This is a genomic window from Reyranella humidisoli (assembly GCF_019039055.1).
In the GTDB taxonomy this organism is placed as follows: Bacteria; Pseudomonadota; Alphaproteobacteria; order Reyranellales; family Reyranellaceae; genus Reyranella; species Reyranella humidisoli.
Map to the genome: position 1 here is coordinate 3,278,326 of NZ_JAHOPB010000001.1, position 15,402 is coordinate 3,293,727.

14 protein-coding genes are annotated in these 15,402 nt (G+C 65.2%); 11 read left to right on the top strand and 3 right to left on the bottom strand.

Annotation, left to right across the window (positions count from 1 at the left end):
- Positions 1 to 7 precede the first annotated feature (7 nt).
- Entirely contained in the window at positions 8 to 1,831 is a 1,824-nt protein-coding gene (gene glmS, locus KQ910_RS15925; RefSeq protein ID WP_216962225.1) for a glutamine--fructose-6-phosphate transaminase (isomerizing), read from the top strand.
- A gap of 77 nt (positions 1,832 to 1,908) precedes the next feature.
- Here glmS and KQ910_RS15930 read toward each other — a convergent pair whose 3' ends face one another.
- On the bottom strand, positions 1,909 to 3,021 hold the full coding sequence (locus KQ910_RS15930; RefSeq protein ID WP_216962228.1) for an EF-hand domain-containing protein: 1,113 nt from the start codon (positions 3,019 to 3,021) through the stop codon (positions 1,909 to 1,911).
- A 263-nt stretch (positions 3,022 to 3,284) separates the two neighbouring features.
- Between KQ910_RS15930 and KQ910_RS15935 the strand changes: the two genes are divergently transcribed.
- The 6 genes from KQ910_RS15935 (at position 3,285) to KQ910_RS15960 (ending at position 9,443) form a co-directional block, all read left to right on the top strand.
- A complete protein-coding gene (locus tag KQ910_RS15935; protein WP_216962231.1) occupies positions 3,285 to 4,073 on the top strand; it encodes an ABC transporter ATP-binding protein in 789 nt (262 codons plus the stop codon).
- Positions 4,073 to 4,786: an ABC transporter ATP-binding protein gene (locus KQ910_RS15940; RefSeq protein WP_216962234.1), complete on the top strand. Its 714-nt coding sequence runs from the start codon at positions 4,073 to 4,075 to the stop codon at positions 4,784 to 4,786. Before KQ910_RS15935 ends, KQ910_RS15940 begins: the two co-directional genes overlap by 1 nt.
- Positions 4,787 to 4,798: 12 nt before the next feature.
- Positions 4,799 to 5,704, top strand: a complete 906-nt coding sequence (locus KQ910_RS15945) for a branched-chain amino acid ABC transporter permease (protein ID WP_216962237.1) — start codon at positions 4,799 to 4,801, stop codon at positions 5,702 to 5,704.
- 1 nt (position 5,705) lies between these two features.
- Entirely contained in the window at positions 5,706 to 6,710 is a 1,005-nt protein-coding gene (locus KQ910_RS15950) for a branched-chain amino acid ABC transporter permease (protein ID WP_216962240.1), read from the top strand.
- Between the two features lie 100 nt (positions 6,711 to 6,810).
- Positions 6,811 to 8,028 (top strand): ABC transporter substrate-binding protein, encoded by a 1,218-nt coding sequence (locus KQ910_RS15955; RefSeq protein WP_216962244.1) that lies wholly within the window; start codon positions 6,811 to 6,813, stop codon positions 8,026 to 8,028.
- Positions 8,029 to 8,222: 194 nt separating this feature from the next.
- Positions 8,223 to 9,443 (top strand): ABC transporter substrate-binding protein, encoded by a 1,221-nt coding sequence (locus tag KQ910_RS15960; RefSeq protein WP_216962247.1) that lies wholly within the window; start codon positions 8,223 to 8,225, stop codon positions 9,441 to 9,443.
- A 77-nt stretch (positions 9,444 to 9,520) separates the two neighbouring features.
- Here the strand turns inward: KQ910_RS15960 and KQ910_RS15965 are convergent, their stop codons facing one another.
- Positions 9,521 to 10,021 carry an EF-hand domain-containing protein gene (locus KQ910_RS15965; RefSeq protein WP_216962249.1) on the bottom strand — a complete coding sequence of 167 codons (501 nt, stop codon included), beginning with the start codon at positions 10,019 to 10,021 and terminating at the stop codon, positions 9,521 to 9,523.
- A 136-nt stretch (positions 10,022 to 10,157) separates the two neighbouring features.
- Here KQ910_RS15965 and gor point away from each other — a divergent pair, with 136 nt between their 5' ends.
- The 4 genes from gor to KQ910_RS15985 all read left to right on the top strand — a co-directional run bounded on the left by gor (position 10,158) and on the right by KQ910_RS15985 (position 14,931).
- Positions 10,158 to 11,552, top strand: a complete 1,395-nt coding sequence (gene gor, locus KQ910_RS15970) for a glutathione-disulfide reductase (protein WP_369408353.1) — start codon at positions 10,158 to 10,160, stop codon at positions 11,550 to 11,552.
- Positions 11,553 to 11,646: 94 nt separating this feature from the next.
- Positions 11,647 to 13,095: a class II 3-deoxy-7-phosphoheptulonate synthase gene (locus KQ910_RS15975; protein WP_216962254.1), complete on the top strand. Its 1,449-nt coding sequence runs from the start codon at positions 11,647 to 11,649 to the stop codon at positions 13,093 to 13,095.
- A 41-nt stretch (positions 13,096 to 13,136) separates the two neighbouring features.
- Positions 13,137 to 14,285, top strand: coding sequence for a nicotinate phosphoribosyltransferase (locus tag KQ910_RS15980; protein WP_216962256.1), 1,149 nt, complete (start codon positions 13,137 to 13,139; stop codon positions 14,283 to 14,285).
- Positions 14,286 to 14,301: 16 nt separating this feature from the next.
- Positions 14,302 to 14,931 (top strand): glutathione S-transferase family protein, encoded by a 630-nt coding sequence (locus KQ910_RS15985; RefSeq protein ID WP_216962259.1) that lies wholly within the window; start codon positions 14,302 to 14,304, stop codon positions 14,929 to 14,931.
- 31 nt (positions 14,932 to 14,962) lie between these two features.
- On the opposite strand, the gene KQ910_RS15990 is transcribed toward KQ910_RS15985, so the two are convergent.
- Positions 14,963 to 15,373, bottom strand: coding sequence for a hypothetical protein (locus KQ910_RS15990; protein ID WP_216962262.1), 411 nt, complete (start codon positions 15,371 to 15,373; stop codon positions 14,963 to 14,965).
- Positions 15,374 to 15,402 lie beyond the last annotated feature (29 nt).

Sequence of the window (15,402 nt, forward strand, 5' to 3'; positions counted from 1 at the left end):
GAATCCCATGTGCGGCATCATCGGCATCATCGGCAAAGCGCCCGTCACGCCCCTTCTGGTGGACGCGCTGAAGCGGCTCGAATATCGCGGCTACGACTCCGCGGGCGTCGCCACATTGGTGAACGGCCATATCGATAGGCGCCGGGCCGAGGGCAAGCTGGTGAACCTCGAGGCGCGGCTGAAGGTCGAGCCGCTCTCCGGGACGATCGGCATCGGCCACACCCGCTGGGCGACCCATGGCAAGCCCTCCGAGCGCAACGCCCATCCGATCGCTACGGATCGCGTCGCCGTCGTGCACAACGGCATCATCGAGAATTTCCAGGAGCTGAAGGCCGAGATGGAGGCCGAGGGCCGCCGGTTCGACAGCGACACCGACACCGAGGTCGTGGCGCAGCTCATCACCTCCTATCTCGAGCGGCAGATGTCGCCCGAGCAGGCGATGGGCACGGCCATGGAGCGGCTGCGCGGCGCCTTTGCGCTGGCCGTCCTGTTCAGCGGCCGGCACGACCTGCTGATGGGCGCCCGCCGCGGCAGCTCGCTGGCGGTCGGCTACGGCGACGGCGAAATGTACATCGGCACCGACGCGCTGGCGCTGGCTCCGTTCACCAAGCGCGTCAGCTACCTCGAGGACGAGGACTGGGTGGTGGTGCGCCCCGACGGCTGCACCGTCTTCCAGGGCAAGACCGAGGTGAAGCGCGAGATCCGCCAGACCGGTCTCAGCGGCGCCATGATGGGCAAGGGCAACCACCGCCACTTCATGCTCAAGGAGATCCACGAGCAGCCGGCGGTGATCGGCGACACGCTGCACAGCTACGTCGATCCCGCGACCCGCACCGTTGCGCTGCCGGCGCTGCCGTTCGACTGGACCAGGGTGAGCCGCATCACCATGACCGGCTGCGGCGGCGCCTACTATGTGTGCATGGTCGCCAAGTACTGGTTCGAGCAGATCGCGCGCCTGCCGGTCGAGGTCGAGCTGGGCTCGGAGTTCCGCTACCGCGCGCCGCCGCTGCCCGAGGGCGGCGTCTGCATTGCGGTGTCCCAGTCGGGCGAGACGGCCGACACGTTGGCCGCGGTGCGCTACGCCAAGTCGCAGAAGCAGCACATCCTGGCTGTGGTGAACGTGCCGGAGAGCGCCATCGCCCGCGAGGCGAATGTCGTCCTGCATACGCTGGCGGGGCCCGAGATCAGCGTCTGCTCGACCAAGGCCACGACCACCCAGCAGACCGTCCTGCTGGCCACCGCGATCGCCGCCGGCCGCGCGCGTGGCACGATCACCGAGGCAGAGGAAGCACGCCTGGTGGCGGCGCTGATCGAACTGCCGGCGCAGATCAACGAGGCGATGAACATGGAAGCGCAGTATCGGCACATTGCCGACGCGGTGCTCGCCGAGGCGCGCGACGTGCTCTATCTCGGCCGCGGCACGTCCTACCCGGTCGCGCTCGAGGGCGCGCTGAAGCTGAAAGAAATCTCCTACATCCACGCCGAGGGCTATGCCGCGGGCGAGATGAAGCACGGGCCGATCGCGCTGATCGACGAGCTCGTGCCGGTCGTGGTCGTGGCGCCGAACGATTCGCTGTTCGACAAGACCGCGTCCAATTTCGAACAGGTGAAGGCGCGCGGCGGCAAGCTGGTGCTGCTGAGCGACGCCGCCGGGGTGAAGCGGCTGGGGCCGCACTCCGTGGCGACGCTCACCATGCCCGCGGTCGATCCCGTGGTGGCGCCGATCCTCTACACGATCCCGGTGCAGCTGCTGGCCTATTACACCGCCATCGCCAAGGGCACCGACGTCGACCAGCCCCGCAATCTGGCGAAGAGCGTCACCGTCGAATAGGCGAAAGACCTCCCGGCCGGCGCATGAAAAAAGCCGCGGTACCTTCCGGTTCCGCGGCTTCTTTGTTCGTGGTGCCGTTAGCGCGTGCCCTGTGGCAGTCCCGGCGGCGGGCCGGAGGGCTGCGGCGCCGGGCCCGGCTGGCCGCCGCGCGGTTGCGGCTGCGCCGGACGGGGCTGTGCGGGCTGCGCCGGCATCAACGTCTGGACGATGGCGCGGATCTTGGCAGCCTCGGCTTCCTGCGCCTTCTTGAACTCGTCCTCGCTGAGGAAGCGGTCCTTGTTGAGGTCCATTTCCAGGAACTGCTTCAGCGCGTGAGCGGTCATCTCGACGCGGTCGATCTGGCCGTCCTTGTTGGTGTCGATCTCGGCGAACTTGCGCATGGCGATCTGCTTGCGCATGTCGAACGGCAACAGGTTCTTGGCCTGCGGCCCATCGGCGGGGCCGGCCAGGACGAGATAGTCCTGGCTGCTGACCTTTCCGTCCTTGTTCTTGTCGAGCTCGTCGGCCTGCCGGAGCTGCATGTCCATGAACTCGTTCAGGGTCATCATGCCCTGGCGGCGGCGCTGCTCGGCCTGCTGGCGCTCCGCGGCCTCGCGCTGCATCGAGCGCTGGATGATCAGTCGAACCTCGGGTTCGGTGATCTTGTTGTCGCGGTCGGTGTCGTAATTGTTGAACTCGGAATGGACCAGCGCCTCGGCCTCGCCGCGCTCGACGAAGCCGTCGCGGTTGGTGTCGAGGTTCTGGAATTCGGCGCGGGCGCGGGTGCGGCGCTCCTCGAGCGGCGGCAGGCCGGGCGCGTCGGCCGGGGTCACAGGCGGCTCGACGACCTTGATGAACTCCTCGACCGACAGCCTGTTGTCCTTGTTGGCGTCCAGCGCTTCGAACGACTTCATCCGGTACTTCAGGAAGTCGGCGCGCGTGACCTCGCCCTTCTTGTTGACATCGATGTCGACGAACCACTGGGGAAGCGGCACGGGCGCGGGCGCACCGAGCGGTCCGCCGGCAGCCGGCGGCGTCGCGGCAGCGCCGGCCGAGGGTGGCGCCGCGGGCTGGGCAGGCTGCGCCGGCGGGGCGGCCTGGGCAGGCGGTCGGTTCTGTGGCCAGGCCTGTGTCGGGGGAGTCTGCGCGGCTACCGGGAAGGCGAGGCAGGCTGCGGTCAGGAACAGGGTCGAGCGGAACGTGCGATTCATTGCGGTGAGCCCGCTTTTTTGGAAGGGGAGATTTCGTATCGGTTGCAAACTGCGGCGTGTCAATGTCCGCCGGTCAAAGCCAACCTGCGGCGCAATCGCGCCGAAAGCATGGCGTCGTTCCATTTGAGTTGCACGGCTACGCAGGATGAGCCATCGTAATTGAAAGGCAGACTCCGAAGAAGGGTCTCAAGTAGTTGGGAGGACAGGGTAATTTCGCTGGTTTGGCGTGTGTAATGCGCCGGCTGGCGAAACCGGCATTTCACATGGCAGGACCATCCACATCTCGCAGCGCGCCGCTGCTCAGCGTGCGCGACGTTTCCGTCCGGTTCGGCGGCATCGTCGCCCTCGACGGCGTATCCTTCGACGTCTTTGCCGGCCAGATCGCCGGCCTGATCGGTCCCAACGGGGCCGGCAAGACGACCCTCTTCAATTGCCTGAGCCGGCTCTACACGCCCAGCAGCGGCGACGTGCAGTTCGAGGGCAAGACGATCCTGAACCGGCCGAGACACGCCATCCCCCAGATCGGCATCGGCCGCACGTTCCAGAACGTGGCCCTGTTCGACAACATGTCGGTTCTCGACAATGTGAAGGTCGGTTGCCACAGCGTCAGTTCGACCAGCTTCCTGGAGAACGCGCTGCGCGTTCCCAAGGTCAAGGTCGAGGAGGAGGCGATCACCCGGCGGGCCGAGGAGCTGATCGCCTTCATGGACCTGGTGCCCTTTACCCACGCCATAGCTGGCCCGTTGCCGTTCCCGATCCGCAAAAGGGTGGAACTCGCTCGCGCGCTGGCCTCCAGCCCCAAGCTTCTGCTGCTCGACGAGCCGGCGGCCGGGTTGAACCACGACGAGATCGAGGTGCTGAAGGGCCAGATCAAGCGTGTTCGCGACCTCCAGAACGTCACGGTGCTCCTGGTCGAGCATCATATGAGCCTGGTCATGTCCGTGTCGGACAAGGTCGTGGCGATCGATTTTGGCAAGAAGATCGCCGACGGCACGCCGGCGGAAGTGCAGCGCGATCCGGAAGTGATCCGCGCCTATCTGGGGACCTCGTAATGGCGGCGCTTCTCGAGGTTAAGGGGCTCAAGGCCTTCTACGGCCAGACGCAGTCGCTCTACGATGTCGCCTTCGACATCCCCACCGGCGGCATCACGACCCTGCTGGGCGCCAACGGCGCCGGCAAGACGACCACGCTGCGGGCGATCTGCAACATGGTCCGAACCGACGGCACGATCCGCTTCGACGGCAAGGACATCCGCGGCATGGCCACGGAAGAGATCGTGCGCCAGCGCATCGCCCATGTCCCGGAGGGACGCGGCACCTTCACGACGCTTACGGTCGACGAGAATCTCCGCATCGCAGCCTACACCCGCAAGGACAAGCAGGGGGTGAAGGACGAGCTGGAGCGTGTCTTCGTCTACTTCCCGCGCCTCAAGGAACGCATCCAGCAGCAGGCCGGCACGCTGTCGGGCGGCGAGCAGCAGATGCTGGCCATCGCCCGTGCATTGATGCTGAAGCCGCGCCTGATGCTGCTCGACGAGCCTTCGTTCGGCCTGGCGCCGCTGATCGTGCTGGAGATCTTCCGCATCCTGCGGCGCATCAACGAGGAAGAGAAAGTGAGCATCCTGCTGGTCGAGCAGAACGCCGCGCTCGCCCTCGACCTCGCCACGCATGCCTACGTGCTCGAAACCGGCAGGGTCGTGATGTCGGGTCCCTCGGACGTCGTCAAGAACGACGAGAACGTCCGCAAATCCTACCTCGGCTACTGAGGCCAGACCTACATGGAACAGTTTCTCCAGCAGATCGCTTCCGGCCTCGCCAACGGCGCCATCTATGCCTGCGTGGCCCTTGCGCTGGTCATGATCTACGTCTCGACCGACCACATCAATTTCGCCCAGGGCGAGATGGCGATGTTCAGCACCTACATCTCCTGGCAGCTCATGAGCTGGGGGATGAGCTTCTGGGTCGCGTTCGTGCTCACGGTTCTCATATCCTTCGCCATGGGCGTGCTGATCGAGCGGTTGATCCTGAGACCGCTGCACAATGCGCCGGTCCTCTCGATCATCGTGGTGTTCATCGGCCTGCTGGCAATTTTCAACTCGATGGCCGGCGCCTTCTGGAGCTACCTGATCAAGGAGTTCCCGTCGCCGTTCCCCAAGAGCAGCTTCGGCATCGCCGGCGTGATCGGGCCGCATCAGCTGGGGGTGGTGGTGATCACCCTGATCGTGCTGGGGCTCCTGTTCGTGTTCTTCCGCTACACGCCGCTCGGTCTGGCGATGCGCGCGGCGGCGCAGAACCCGCAGATGGCGCGCCTGGTCGGGGTGCGGGTCGACTGGATGCTGGCGCTGGGATGGGGCCTCGCCGCCTCGGTCGGTGCGGTGGCCGGCATCATGGTCGCCCACATCGTCTATCTCGAACCCAACATGATGGGCGGCATCCTGCTCTACGCCTTTGCCAGTGCCCTGGTCGGGGGCATCTCGAACCCGGCCGGCGCGGTCGCCGGCGGCTTCATCGTCGGCATCCTCGAGAACATGGTGGCCTATGCCGGCAACCAGATCGAGAAGGCGACCGGCGTCTACATCATCGGCAACGGCGAGAAGCTCACGGTGGCGCTCATCATCGTGATCTTCGTGCTGACGGTTAAGCCCGCGGGCCTGTTCGGCCGCGTCGTCGTGAAGAGGGTCTGACATGACCGGGTCCAAGAAATGGGTGCTGGGGCTGATCGCCCTGGCTTTCCTCGTGCCGCTGCTGCGGCCGGTGTTCCCCGACGTGGTCTCGGACTATCGTCTGTTCCTCGTCAGCACGATGATCATCGCCTCGATCGCGGTGCTCGGCCTGAACCTGCTGACCGGCTTCAACGGGCAGTTCTCGCTGGGCCACGGTGCCTTCTACGCGGTCGGCGCCTATACGGCGGCGATCCTGATGGACAAGCTGAACGTGCCCTACTGGGCGACGATCCCGGCGGCGGCCATCGTGTGCTTCATCGTCGGCTATCTGTTCGGCCTGCCGGCGCTGAAGCTCGAAGGGCACTATCTCGCGCTCGCGACCTTCGCGCTCGCCCTCGCGGTGCCGCAGATCCTCAAATACAAGTGGCTCGAGGGCCTGACCGGCGGCGTGCAGGGTATCGTGCTGCTGAAGCCCGAGGTGCCGTTCGGCTTGCCGTTGAGCGAGGACCAGTGGCTCTACTATTTCTGCCTCGTGGTCATGATCGTGCTGTTCTGGGGCGCGGCGAACATGCTGAACAGCCGCAGCGGCCGCGCCATGATGGCGATCCGCGACCAGTACATGGCGGCCGACACGATGGGCATCGACACGGCGCTCTACAAGACCGTCACCTTCGGCATCAGCGCCGCCTATACGGGCATCGCGGGTGCACTGTCGGCCTCGGCCATCGCCTTCGTGGCGCCGGACAGTTTCGGCATCTTCCTCTCGATCAAGTTCCTGATCGGTCTGGTCGTGGGCGGCATCGGCTCTCTGCTGGGATCGGTGCTGGGCGGCATCTTCTACGTCCTGGTCGACAACTCGGCGCAGTCGCTGACCCAGTTCATCCGCAACGACCTCGGCCTGCCGTTCGACCTCTCAGCCTACACGGTCTTCGGCGTTCTGCTGATCGCGATCATCTATCTGATGCCGATGGGCATCGCTGGCGGCCTCTACATGGCCTACCGCAAGCTGCGGGGTGCGCGGGCATAACCCGGGCCCTCTTCGTCGGAAAGTCGCCTGCAGGCGGCCTTCTTTCTGGCCGGAATCGGAACGAAACTCCGGCAGGTCATAGTCACTTGGGAGGTTAAAAATGCGTACGAGTAGGCGTGGTTTTGTAGCGGGTGTGTCGGCGTTTGCGGTGCTGGGTGCGAACTCTGCCTTCGCGCAGAAGAAGTACGACGACGGCGCGACGGACAGCGAGATCAAGCTCGGCCACACCGGCCCCTATAGCGGTCCGGCATCGTCCTACGGCCAGATCGGCAAGACGATCGAGGCGTTCTTCAAGTCGGTGAACGAGGCTGGCGGCGTCAACGGCCGCAAGATCAACTTCATCACGCGCGACGACGGCTACTCGCCGCCGAAGATGGTGGAACTGGTGCGCCAGCTCGTCGAGCAGGACAAGGTCCTCTGCCTGTTCAACACGCTGGGCACGCCGACCAACACGGCTATCCATCGCTACATGAACCAGAAGAAGGTGCCGCAGCTCTACGTCGCCACCGGCGCGTCGAAGTGGGGCAAGCCCAAGGAATTCCCGTGGACGATGGGCTTCCAGCCCGACTACCACACCGAAGGCGTCGTCTACGCCAAGCACGTCCTGGCCAACGTCAAGGACGCCAAGATCGGCGTGCTGATGCAGAACGACGACTACGGCAAGGACTACTACGAGGGCTTCCGCGACGGCCTCGGAAAGGAGACCGGCAAGATCGTCAAGCACGTGACCTTCGAGGTCACCGATCCGACGGTCGACAGCCAGGTCATCCAGCTCAAGGACTCCGGCGCCAACGTCTTCTTCAACATCGCGACGCCGAAGGCTGCCGCCCAGGCGATCCGCAAGGCCGCCGACATCGGCTGGAAGCCGGCGCAGTACCTCAACAACGTGTCCGCCTCGGTGGGCTCGGTGATGAAGCCGGCCGGTCTCGAGAACAGCCAGGGTATCATCACGGCGCAGTATCTCAAGGACCCCACGGACAAGCAGTGGGCGAACACCGACGACTTCAAGGCCTGGGTAGCCTGGATGGACAAGTGGATGCCGGGCGCCAACAAGGCGGACGCCAACCATGTGTTCGGCTATGCCGTCTCCAACCTGATGCTCGAGACGCTCAAGAAGTGCGGCGACACGCTGACCCGTGAAAACGTCATGAAGCAGGCGGCCAATTATCAGAAGTACAAGCTGCCGCTGCTCCTGCCGGGCATCACGATCAACACCAGCCCGACCGACTACTACCCGATCCAGTCGGTGCAGCTTGCCCGCTTCAAGGGCGAGACCTGGGATCTGTTCGGCGACGTGATGTCGGCCGAAGGTTCCTGATCTTTCGGAACTTCGAACTTCCGAAGGCCGCTGGTCGTACCAGCGGCCTTTTTCTTTGGGCCGCGGTTGTGCGCTGCAGCATTCTCTCGCCGTTAAGGGGGCGGCGGTTTCCTCTTTCCAATCTGCCGATTCTGCGTGACGATATTCCGTTCGACGAACAAGAATCAGAGAAACGATTCACCAGGGAGGCGACGTTGAAGACCAGCAGACGTTCTTTTGTGGGTGGCGTATCCGCTGCGGCGGCATTGTCGGTATCGGGCGTGGCACTCGCCCAAAAGAAGTACGACGACGGTGCGACCGACAAGGAAATCAAGATCGGCCACACCAATCCTTATAGTGGACCGGCCTCCTCCTACGGCGTCATTGGCAAGTGCGAGGAAGCCTACTGGAAGAGCGTCAACGAGCGCGGCGGCATCAACGGCCGCATGGTGAAGTTCGTCACCATGGACGACGGCTACAACCCGGCCAAGACCGTCGAGGTGGTTCGCCAGATGGTGGAGCAGGACAAGGTCCTCTGCCTGTTCAACACGCTGGGTACTCCGACAAACTCTGCGATCCATCGCTACATGAACCAGAAGAAGGTGCCGCAGCTCTACGTGTCGACCGGCGCCTCCAAGTGGGGCAAGTACAAGGAATTCCCGTGGACGATGGGTTTCCAGCCCGATTACCACACCGAAGCCGTCATCTATGCCAAGCACATCCTCGCGACCGTGAAGGACCCGAAGATCGGCGTGCTGATGCAGAACGACGATTACGGCAAGGACTACTGGGAAGGCTTCAAGGAGGGACTCGGCAAGGACGTCAACAAGGTGGTCAAGCACGTCACCTATGAGACGACCGACCCGACGGTCGACAGCCAGATCATCCAGCTGAAGGATGCCGGCGCGAACGTCTTCTTCAACATTGCGATCCCGAAGTTCGCGGCCCAGGCCATCCGGAAGGCGGCCGACATCGGCTGGAAGCCCATCCAGTACCTGAACAACGTTTCGTCCTCGGTGGCTTCGACACTCAAGCCGGCTGGTCTCGAGAACAGCCAGGGCCAGATCACGGCGCTCTATCTGATGGATCCCACCGACAAGCAGTGGAACGACAATGCCGAGATGAAGACCTGGCGAGCCTGGATGAACAAGTACATGCCGGGCGCCAACCAGGACGACGGCAACTACATCTTCGCCTATGCCGTCTCGACCCTGATGGAAGAGACGCTCAAGAGGTGCGGTGACACGCTCACGCGCGAAAACCTGATGAAGCAGGCCACCAGCTTCAAGAAGTACAGGGTGCCCCTGCTGCTGCCGGGCATCACTGTCAGTACCAGCCCGACGGATTACTATCCGATCCAGTCGGTGCAGCTTGCCCGCTTCAAGGGGGAAACCTGGGAGCTGTTCGGCGATATCATGTCCGCCGAAGGATCCTGAATTTCCGGTGCGAGTTCCAACGAAAGGCCGCCGGCAACCCCGGCGGCCTTTTTCTTGTCCGCAGGCACAATGGAGGATCAGCGTTCGGCCGGCTTGCGCTGCAGCGCCTGGCGGCACTCGGCGGTGTCGATGCGCCCGTTCCTGTCGGTGTCGCAGCGCGCGAAGTTGCGGTCGGCCTGGACCATGAACTCCGTCAGTGTGACGAACCCGTCCTTGTCGGTGTCGAGGCGCTGGAAATTGCCGGACTGGCGGCTGGCCTGGCTGTCGGACGGCAGGATGCTGTTGCCGACCGCGGGCGTGCGCGCATACATCTCGTCCTGGCTGAGCTTGCCGTCGCCGTTGGCGTCGAGGCTCTTGAACCGGGCCTGCTGGCCCGTCTTCCATTCCTCGGCGGTAACCGTGCCGTCCTTGTTGGCGTCGTAGCGCATCACGCCGCCTGAAGAGGAGCGGGTCGTCGCCGCCTTGGGGGCAGCCGTCTTCGCCGGTGCCGATGGAGACGCCTGGGCATTGTCGGGCGCTGCGAGGGCAGAGCCGGCCATCATCAGCAGAGCTGTCGCAATCAGGGCAATTTTGGACATGGACTATCCTTTAAGTTGTGTCGGAAGACGGCAATACACGCGCCATTTCCCTTACCCGCCCGTCTAGGCCCCGATATAGTCTGACCCGCGACCGAATTATGGCCGCGTTGAGGTTTTGTTCTCCTCGGGGATGGTCATGGCTTACGACTACGATCTGTTCGTCATCGGCGCCGGTTCGGGCGGCGTGCGCGCCTCTCGCATCGCGGCGACCCACGGGGCGCGTGTCGGCATCTGCGAGGATTACCGTGTCGGCGGCACCTGCGTGATCCGTGGCTGCGTGCCGAAGAAGCTGCTTATGTACGGCTCGAAGTTCGCGCACGAGTTCGAGGATGCGGCGGGCTTCGGCTGGACCGTCCAGCCACCGACCCATTCCTGGGCCACGCTGCGCGACAACGTGAACAAGGAAGTCGACCGGCTGAATGCCGTCTATCTACGCCTGCTCGACGGGGCGGGCGTGAAGCTGCACATGGGCCGGGGCCGCCTGATGGATCGCCATACGATCCAGGTCGGCGAGGAGACGATCACGGCCGGGAAGATCCTGATTGCGACGGGCGGCCATCCGGTGATCCCGTCGATCCCGGGCTGCGAGCTGGCCATCACCTCGAGCGAGGCGTTCCATCTGCCCGAACTGCCAAAGCGCATCACCATCGTCGGCGCGGGCTTCATCGCCGTCGAGTTCGCCGGCATCTTCAACGGGCTCGGCGCCAAGGTCGACCTGGTGCTGCGGCGCGATCGCGTGCTGCGCGGCTTCGACGAGGAATGCCGGACCTTCGTGCACGAGGCCCTGAAGGAAAGCGGCATCCGCATGCGTACCGAAACCGAGATCGGGCGCATCATCGCCAGGGGCGCCGACGGCAAGAGCGGCCCGTTCGAGGTCCATACGCCGCTCGGCGGCATGTTCGAGACCGATTGCGTGATGTACGCGACCGGTCGGGCGCCCAACACTTCGGGCATCGGCCTGGAGAAGGCGGGCGTGCAGCTCAACAAGGCGGGCGCCGTCGCGGTCGACGAATGGTCCAAGACCACCGCCGACAACATCTGGGCGGTGGGCGACGTCACCGACCGAATCAACCTGACGCCGGTCGCCTTGATGGAGGGCCATTGCTTCGCCGACACCGAGTTCGGCAAGAAGCCGCGCAAGGCCAATCACCACGATGTCCCGTCGGCGGTCTTCTGCCAGCCCGAGATGGCCAATGTCGGCCTGACCGAGGAACAGGCCCGGCAGCAGCTCGGCGAGGTGCGGATCTACACGGCGGCGTTCCGGCCGATGAAGTACACGATCTCCGGCCGCCACCAGCGCACCTTCATGAAGTTGATCGTCGAGGCCGCGAGCGACCGCGTGGTGGGTATCCACATGGTGGGTGACGACGCGGCCGAATTGATCCAGGGCCTCGCAGTCGCCATGAAGGCGGGGGCGACCAAGGCCCATTTCGACGCCACCGTGGGCATCCATCCGACGGCCGGCGAGGAGTTCGTGACCATGCGCACGGCGCGGGCGGATTCGGCTCCGACCCGGGCAGCCGCGGAGTAGAACGGGGCCTGCCTCCCGGCTGGCCTTTTATCCACAGCACGTATAGTTTCACCCACCCCGCCGGTCCCCTTGCCCGCGGGTCGAGGAGGAGTCGATGACCGCGATCCAGGGCCAGTCCAGGGCCGATTCGCGCAGCCTGGCCAAGAGCCAGTCCCGCAGTTCGAGCGCGACCGACTGGTCGCTGACCGGCTGGCGCAGCCGGCCGGCGCTTCAGATGCCGGTCTATCCGGACGCCGCCGCCCTGGCGGGCGCCGAAGCCCGTCTGCGCCGCTACCCCCCACTGGTCTTTGCCGGCGAGGCGCGCAAGCTCAAGGCGTCGCTGGCCAAGGTCGCCAACGGTGAGGCCTTTCTGCTGCAGGGCGGCGATTGCGCCGAGAGCTTCGCCGACTTCACCGCCAACAACATTCGCGACACGTTCCGCGTGCTGCTGCAGATGGCCGTCGTGCTGACCTACGGCGCCGGCGTGCCGGTCGTGAAGGTCGGCCGCATGGCCGGCCAGTTCGCCAAGCCGCGCTCGTCCAACGTCGAGAAGGTGGGCGACGTCGAGCTGCCGTCCTACCGCGGCGACAACGTCAACGGCTTCGAGTTCACCGCCGCCGCGCGCCTGCCCGATCCGGAGCGCATGGTCCAGGCCTACAACCAGTCGGCCGCGACGCTGAACCTGCTGCGCGCCTTCGCCCAGGGTGGCTATGCCGACCTGCACGAGGTGAACCGCTGGAACCTCGACTTCGTGCGCAACTCGCCGGCCTCGGCTCGCTATCAGGACCTGGCCGCGCGCCTCGACGAGACGCTGAACTTCATGGCCGCCTGCGGCCTCAGCTCGGCGACGACGCCGCAGATTGCCGAGACCGACTTCTTCACCAGTCACGAGGCGCTGCTGCTGCAGTACGAGGAGGCGCTGACCCGCGTCGATTCGACTTCGGGCGACTGGTACGACTGCTCGGCGCACATGCTGTGGATCGGCGACCGCACCCGTCAGCCCGACGGCGCGCATGTCGAATTCCTGCGTGGCGTTCGCAACCCGATCGGCTTCAAGTGCGGCCCGTCGCTGTCGACCGACGACACGCTGCGCCTGATCGACACGCTCAATCCGGCCAACGAGGCCGGCCGCATCGTGCTGATCGTCCGCATGGGCGCGGAGAAGGTGGGCGATATGCTGCCGCCGCTGGTGCGCGCGGTGGAGCGGGAGGGCAAGTCCGTCGTCTGGTCCTGCGATCCGATGCACGGCAACACCGTCACGGCGAACAACGGCAGGAAGACCCGCCACTTCGATTCGATCCTGAACGAGGTGAAGGCGTTCTTCGCCGTGCACCGCGCCGAGGGCACCCATCCGGGCGGCGTGCATTTCGAGATGACCGGCCAGGAAGTCACGGAGTGCATCGGCGGTTCGACGGACATTACGGTCGACAATCTCAACGAACGCTACGAGACGCAGTGCGACCCGCGGCTCAATGCCAGTCAGGTGCTGGAACTCGCCTTCCTGCTCGCCGAGCAGCTCAAGGACGAGCGCCTGTCGGTCGCAAGGGCGCGCCCGGCCGTCTGACGACGTTTCGGCCGAGCGCGAGAGAGCCCCGGGGAGGGCCGATGACGCATCCTGAGAATGGCGAGATCGAACGCTACACCGACCACTACTTCAATCGCTCTAAGCAGGTGGTCGGCAAGTTCGGCGACTGCACGGTCACCTATGCGATCTTCATGCGCCGGCCCGTGGTGTTCGCGCCGCGCATCGCGCTGGAATGGCTGGAGGAAACCTGCCGTGCGCGCAACGCGAAGGTGGAACTCGACCTGCGCTACCGCGAGGGCAAGTGGGTCGGTGCCGGCGAGCCGATGATGTACATCACCGGCTCCTTCTTTCACCTGGTCGATCTCGAGACGATCTTCCTGCAGAAGCTGGGGCCGGCCTGCGTGGCCGCCTACAACGCCTGGACCATGTGCGCGGACATGCCGAAGTCGGCCTTCCTCGCCATGGACGCCCGGCATTGCGCGGGCCGCGAGATGGCCGAGATGATGGCCTATGCCGCCTCGGTCGGCTCGGCGCGCGCCAAGCGCAAGGTCGGCGCGGTCGGCTTCATCGGCAACGCCACCCACGCCACCGCACATTACTTCGGCCGCGAGTTCGGCCTCGGCACCATGCCGCACGCCCTGATCGGCTATGCCGGCTCGACGCTTCGCGCCGCCGAGATGTTCCACGAGACCTTCCCGACGGAAGGCATGACGGTGCTGGTCGACTACTTCGCGCGCGAGATTTCCGACTCGCTCGAAGTCTGCCGGCGCTTTCCCAAGCTGGCGGCGCAGGGCAACCTGTCGCTGCGCCTCGACACGACCGGCGGCCGCTACATCGAAGGGCTCGACCCGGCCTCGTCCTATGCCGTGCTGGAGCGCTTCTCGCCGGAATCGATCCGTGGCTACCGCAGCGAGGAGGAGCTTCGCTACCTCGTCGGTACCGGTGTCTCGGCGGCGGCGATCTTCCATTTGCGCGCCGAGCTGGATCGCAACGGCTTCGACAAGGTGAAGATCGTGGCGTCGTCGGGCTTCGGTCCGGCCAAGTGCCGTATCATGGCCGAGGCCAAGGCGCCGATCGACGTGGTGGGCTCTGGCTCGTTCCTGCCGTCCAACTGGTCGGAGACCTACGCCACCGCCGACATCGTCGAGTACGACGGCGAGAAGCGCGTGAAGATCGGCCGCGAGTTCCTGCACCGCAACCGGCCGGCCGGCGCGACCAAGCCACTCTGACAATCCCGAGGGACACATGCTCAAGCTCTACTTCGCACCCGGCGCCTGCTCGACGGCCTCCCACATCGGCCTGGAGGAAAGCGGCGCGACCTACGAGTCGCAGGCCCTGTCCTTCGCCAAGAGCGAGCAGCGCACGCCGGAATACCTGAAGGTCAATCCGCGTGGCCGCGTGCCGGCGCTGGTGGTCGACGAAGGCACGATCGTCGAGAACACCGCGATCCTCGACTACGTCGCGGCGAAGTACGCGCCGCACCTGATGCCGGCGGATCCGGTGCAGCGCGCCCGCGCCATCTCGCTGATGGCCTGGTTCTCCAACGGTGTGCATCCGAACTTCACCCATATCGGGCGGCCCGAGCGCTTCGCCACCGATACCGCCGTGTTCGACCATCTCAAGGCCGTCGGCCGCGACAACTTTCACGCCAACCTCAAGGAGATCGACGGTCTCCTCGCCGGCAAGACGTGGATCCTGGGTAACGAATTCTCCGTCGTCGACGGCTACGCGCTGGTCTTCTACGGCTGGGGCAAGCGCATCGGCCTGCCGGTCGAGGAGCTGAAGAACTACACCGCCTGGAAGGACCGCATGCTGGCGCGGCCGGCCGTGAAACGCGTGCTGGAGCGCGAGCAGAGCGTGCTGCTCGCCGCCTGAGGCGGCCGTTCTACTCGCTGCCTGAGCCGGTTCAGCCGACCACGAAGCTCTGGTACATGAACTGGAGGTCCGCGCTCTCCTGCGGCGTGATCTCGCCGTCGAGGACGCGACCTTCCCAGGCGCGCAGCTTGCGCTTGACGTCGACGGGGGTGCGCGGGCTCAGCAGCACCATGAAGAACTGTTCGTGCGGAGACAGTTCACGCTCGCGGCGATAGCCGAACGGACCGCTGCCAGGCGTCTTTGCAGGGACGCCGGCTTCGGCGACAGGAGAAGGCGCGGCAACGCGCGGCAGGACCGAAGCGTCGATGACGTCGTCCCACTTCAGCCCGGCCTCGCGGACCATCGCCGAGGCGAGCTTGGCGGCGGCCAGTGCTTCCTGGGCGTGGCTGCTGTCGAGAATCTCGAGGACCTTGACCAGGGTATTGCGATTGAAGGTCGACACGGGCGTCTGGCCTTTGACTATTGCATGAG

What these genes read in the sequence shown, in the direction of transcription:
- glmS (WP_216962225.1), top strand. Translation starts at nt 8, where the DNA reads ATGTGCGGCATCATCGGCATCATCGGCAAAGCGCCCGTCACGCCCCTT.
- KQ910_RS15930 (WP_216962228.1), bottom strand. Translation starts at nt 3,021, where the DNA reads ATGAATCGCACGTTCCGCTCGACCCTGTTCCTGACCGCAGCCTGCCTC.
- KQ910_RS15935 (WP_216962231.1), top strand. Translation starts at nt 3,285, where the DNA reads ATGGCAGGACCATCCACATCTCGCAGCGCGCCGCTGCTCAGCGTGCGC.
- KQ910_RS15940 (WP_216962234.1), top strand. Translation starts at nt 4,073, where the DNA reads ATGGCGGCGCTTCTCGAGGTTAAGGGGCTCAAGGCCTTCTACGGCCAG.
- KQ910_RS15945 (WP_216962237.1), top strand. Translation starts at nt 4,799, where the DNA reads ATGGAACAGTTTCTCCAGCAGATCGCTTCCGGCCTCGCCAACGGCGCC.
- KQ910_RS15950 (WP_216962240.1), top strand. Translation starts at nt 5,706, where the DNA reads ATGACCGGGTCCAAGAAATGGGTGCTGGGGCTGATCGCCCTGGCTTTC.
- KQ910_RS15955 (WP_216962244.1), top strand. Translation starts at nt 6,811, where the DNA reads ATGCGTACGAGTAGGCGTGGTTTTGTAGCGGGTGTGTCGGCGTTTGCG.
- KQ910_RS15965 (WP_216962249.1), bottom strand. Translation starts at nt 10,021, where the DNA reads ATGTCCAAAATTGCCCTGATTGCGACAGCTCTGCTGATGATGGCCGGC.
- gor (WP_369408353.1), top strand. Translation starts at nt 10,158, where the DNA reads ATGGCTTACGACTACGATCTGTTCGTCATCGGCGCCGGTTCGGGCGGC.
- KQ910_RS15975 (WP_216962254.1), top strand. Translation starts at nt 11,647, where the DNA reads ATGACCGCGATCCAGGGCCAGTCCAGGGCCGATTCGCGCAGCCTGGCC.
- KQ910_RS15980 (WP_216962256.1), top strand. Translation starts at nt 13,137, where the DNA reads ATGACGCATCCTGAGAATGGCGAGATCGAACGCTACACCGACCACTAC.
- KQ910_RS15985 (WP_216962259.1), top strand. Translation starts at nt 14,302, where the DNA reads ATGCTCAAGCTCTACTTCGCACCCGGCGCCTGCTCGACGGCCTCCCAC.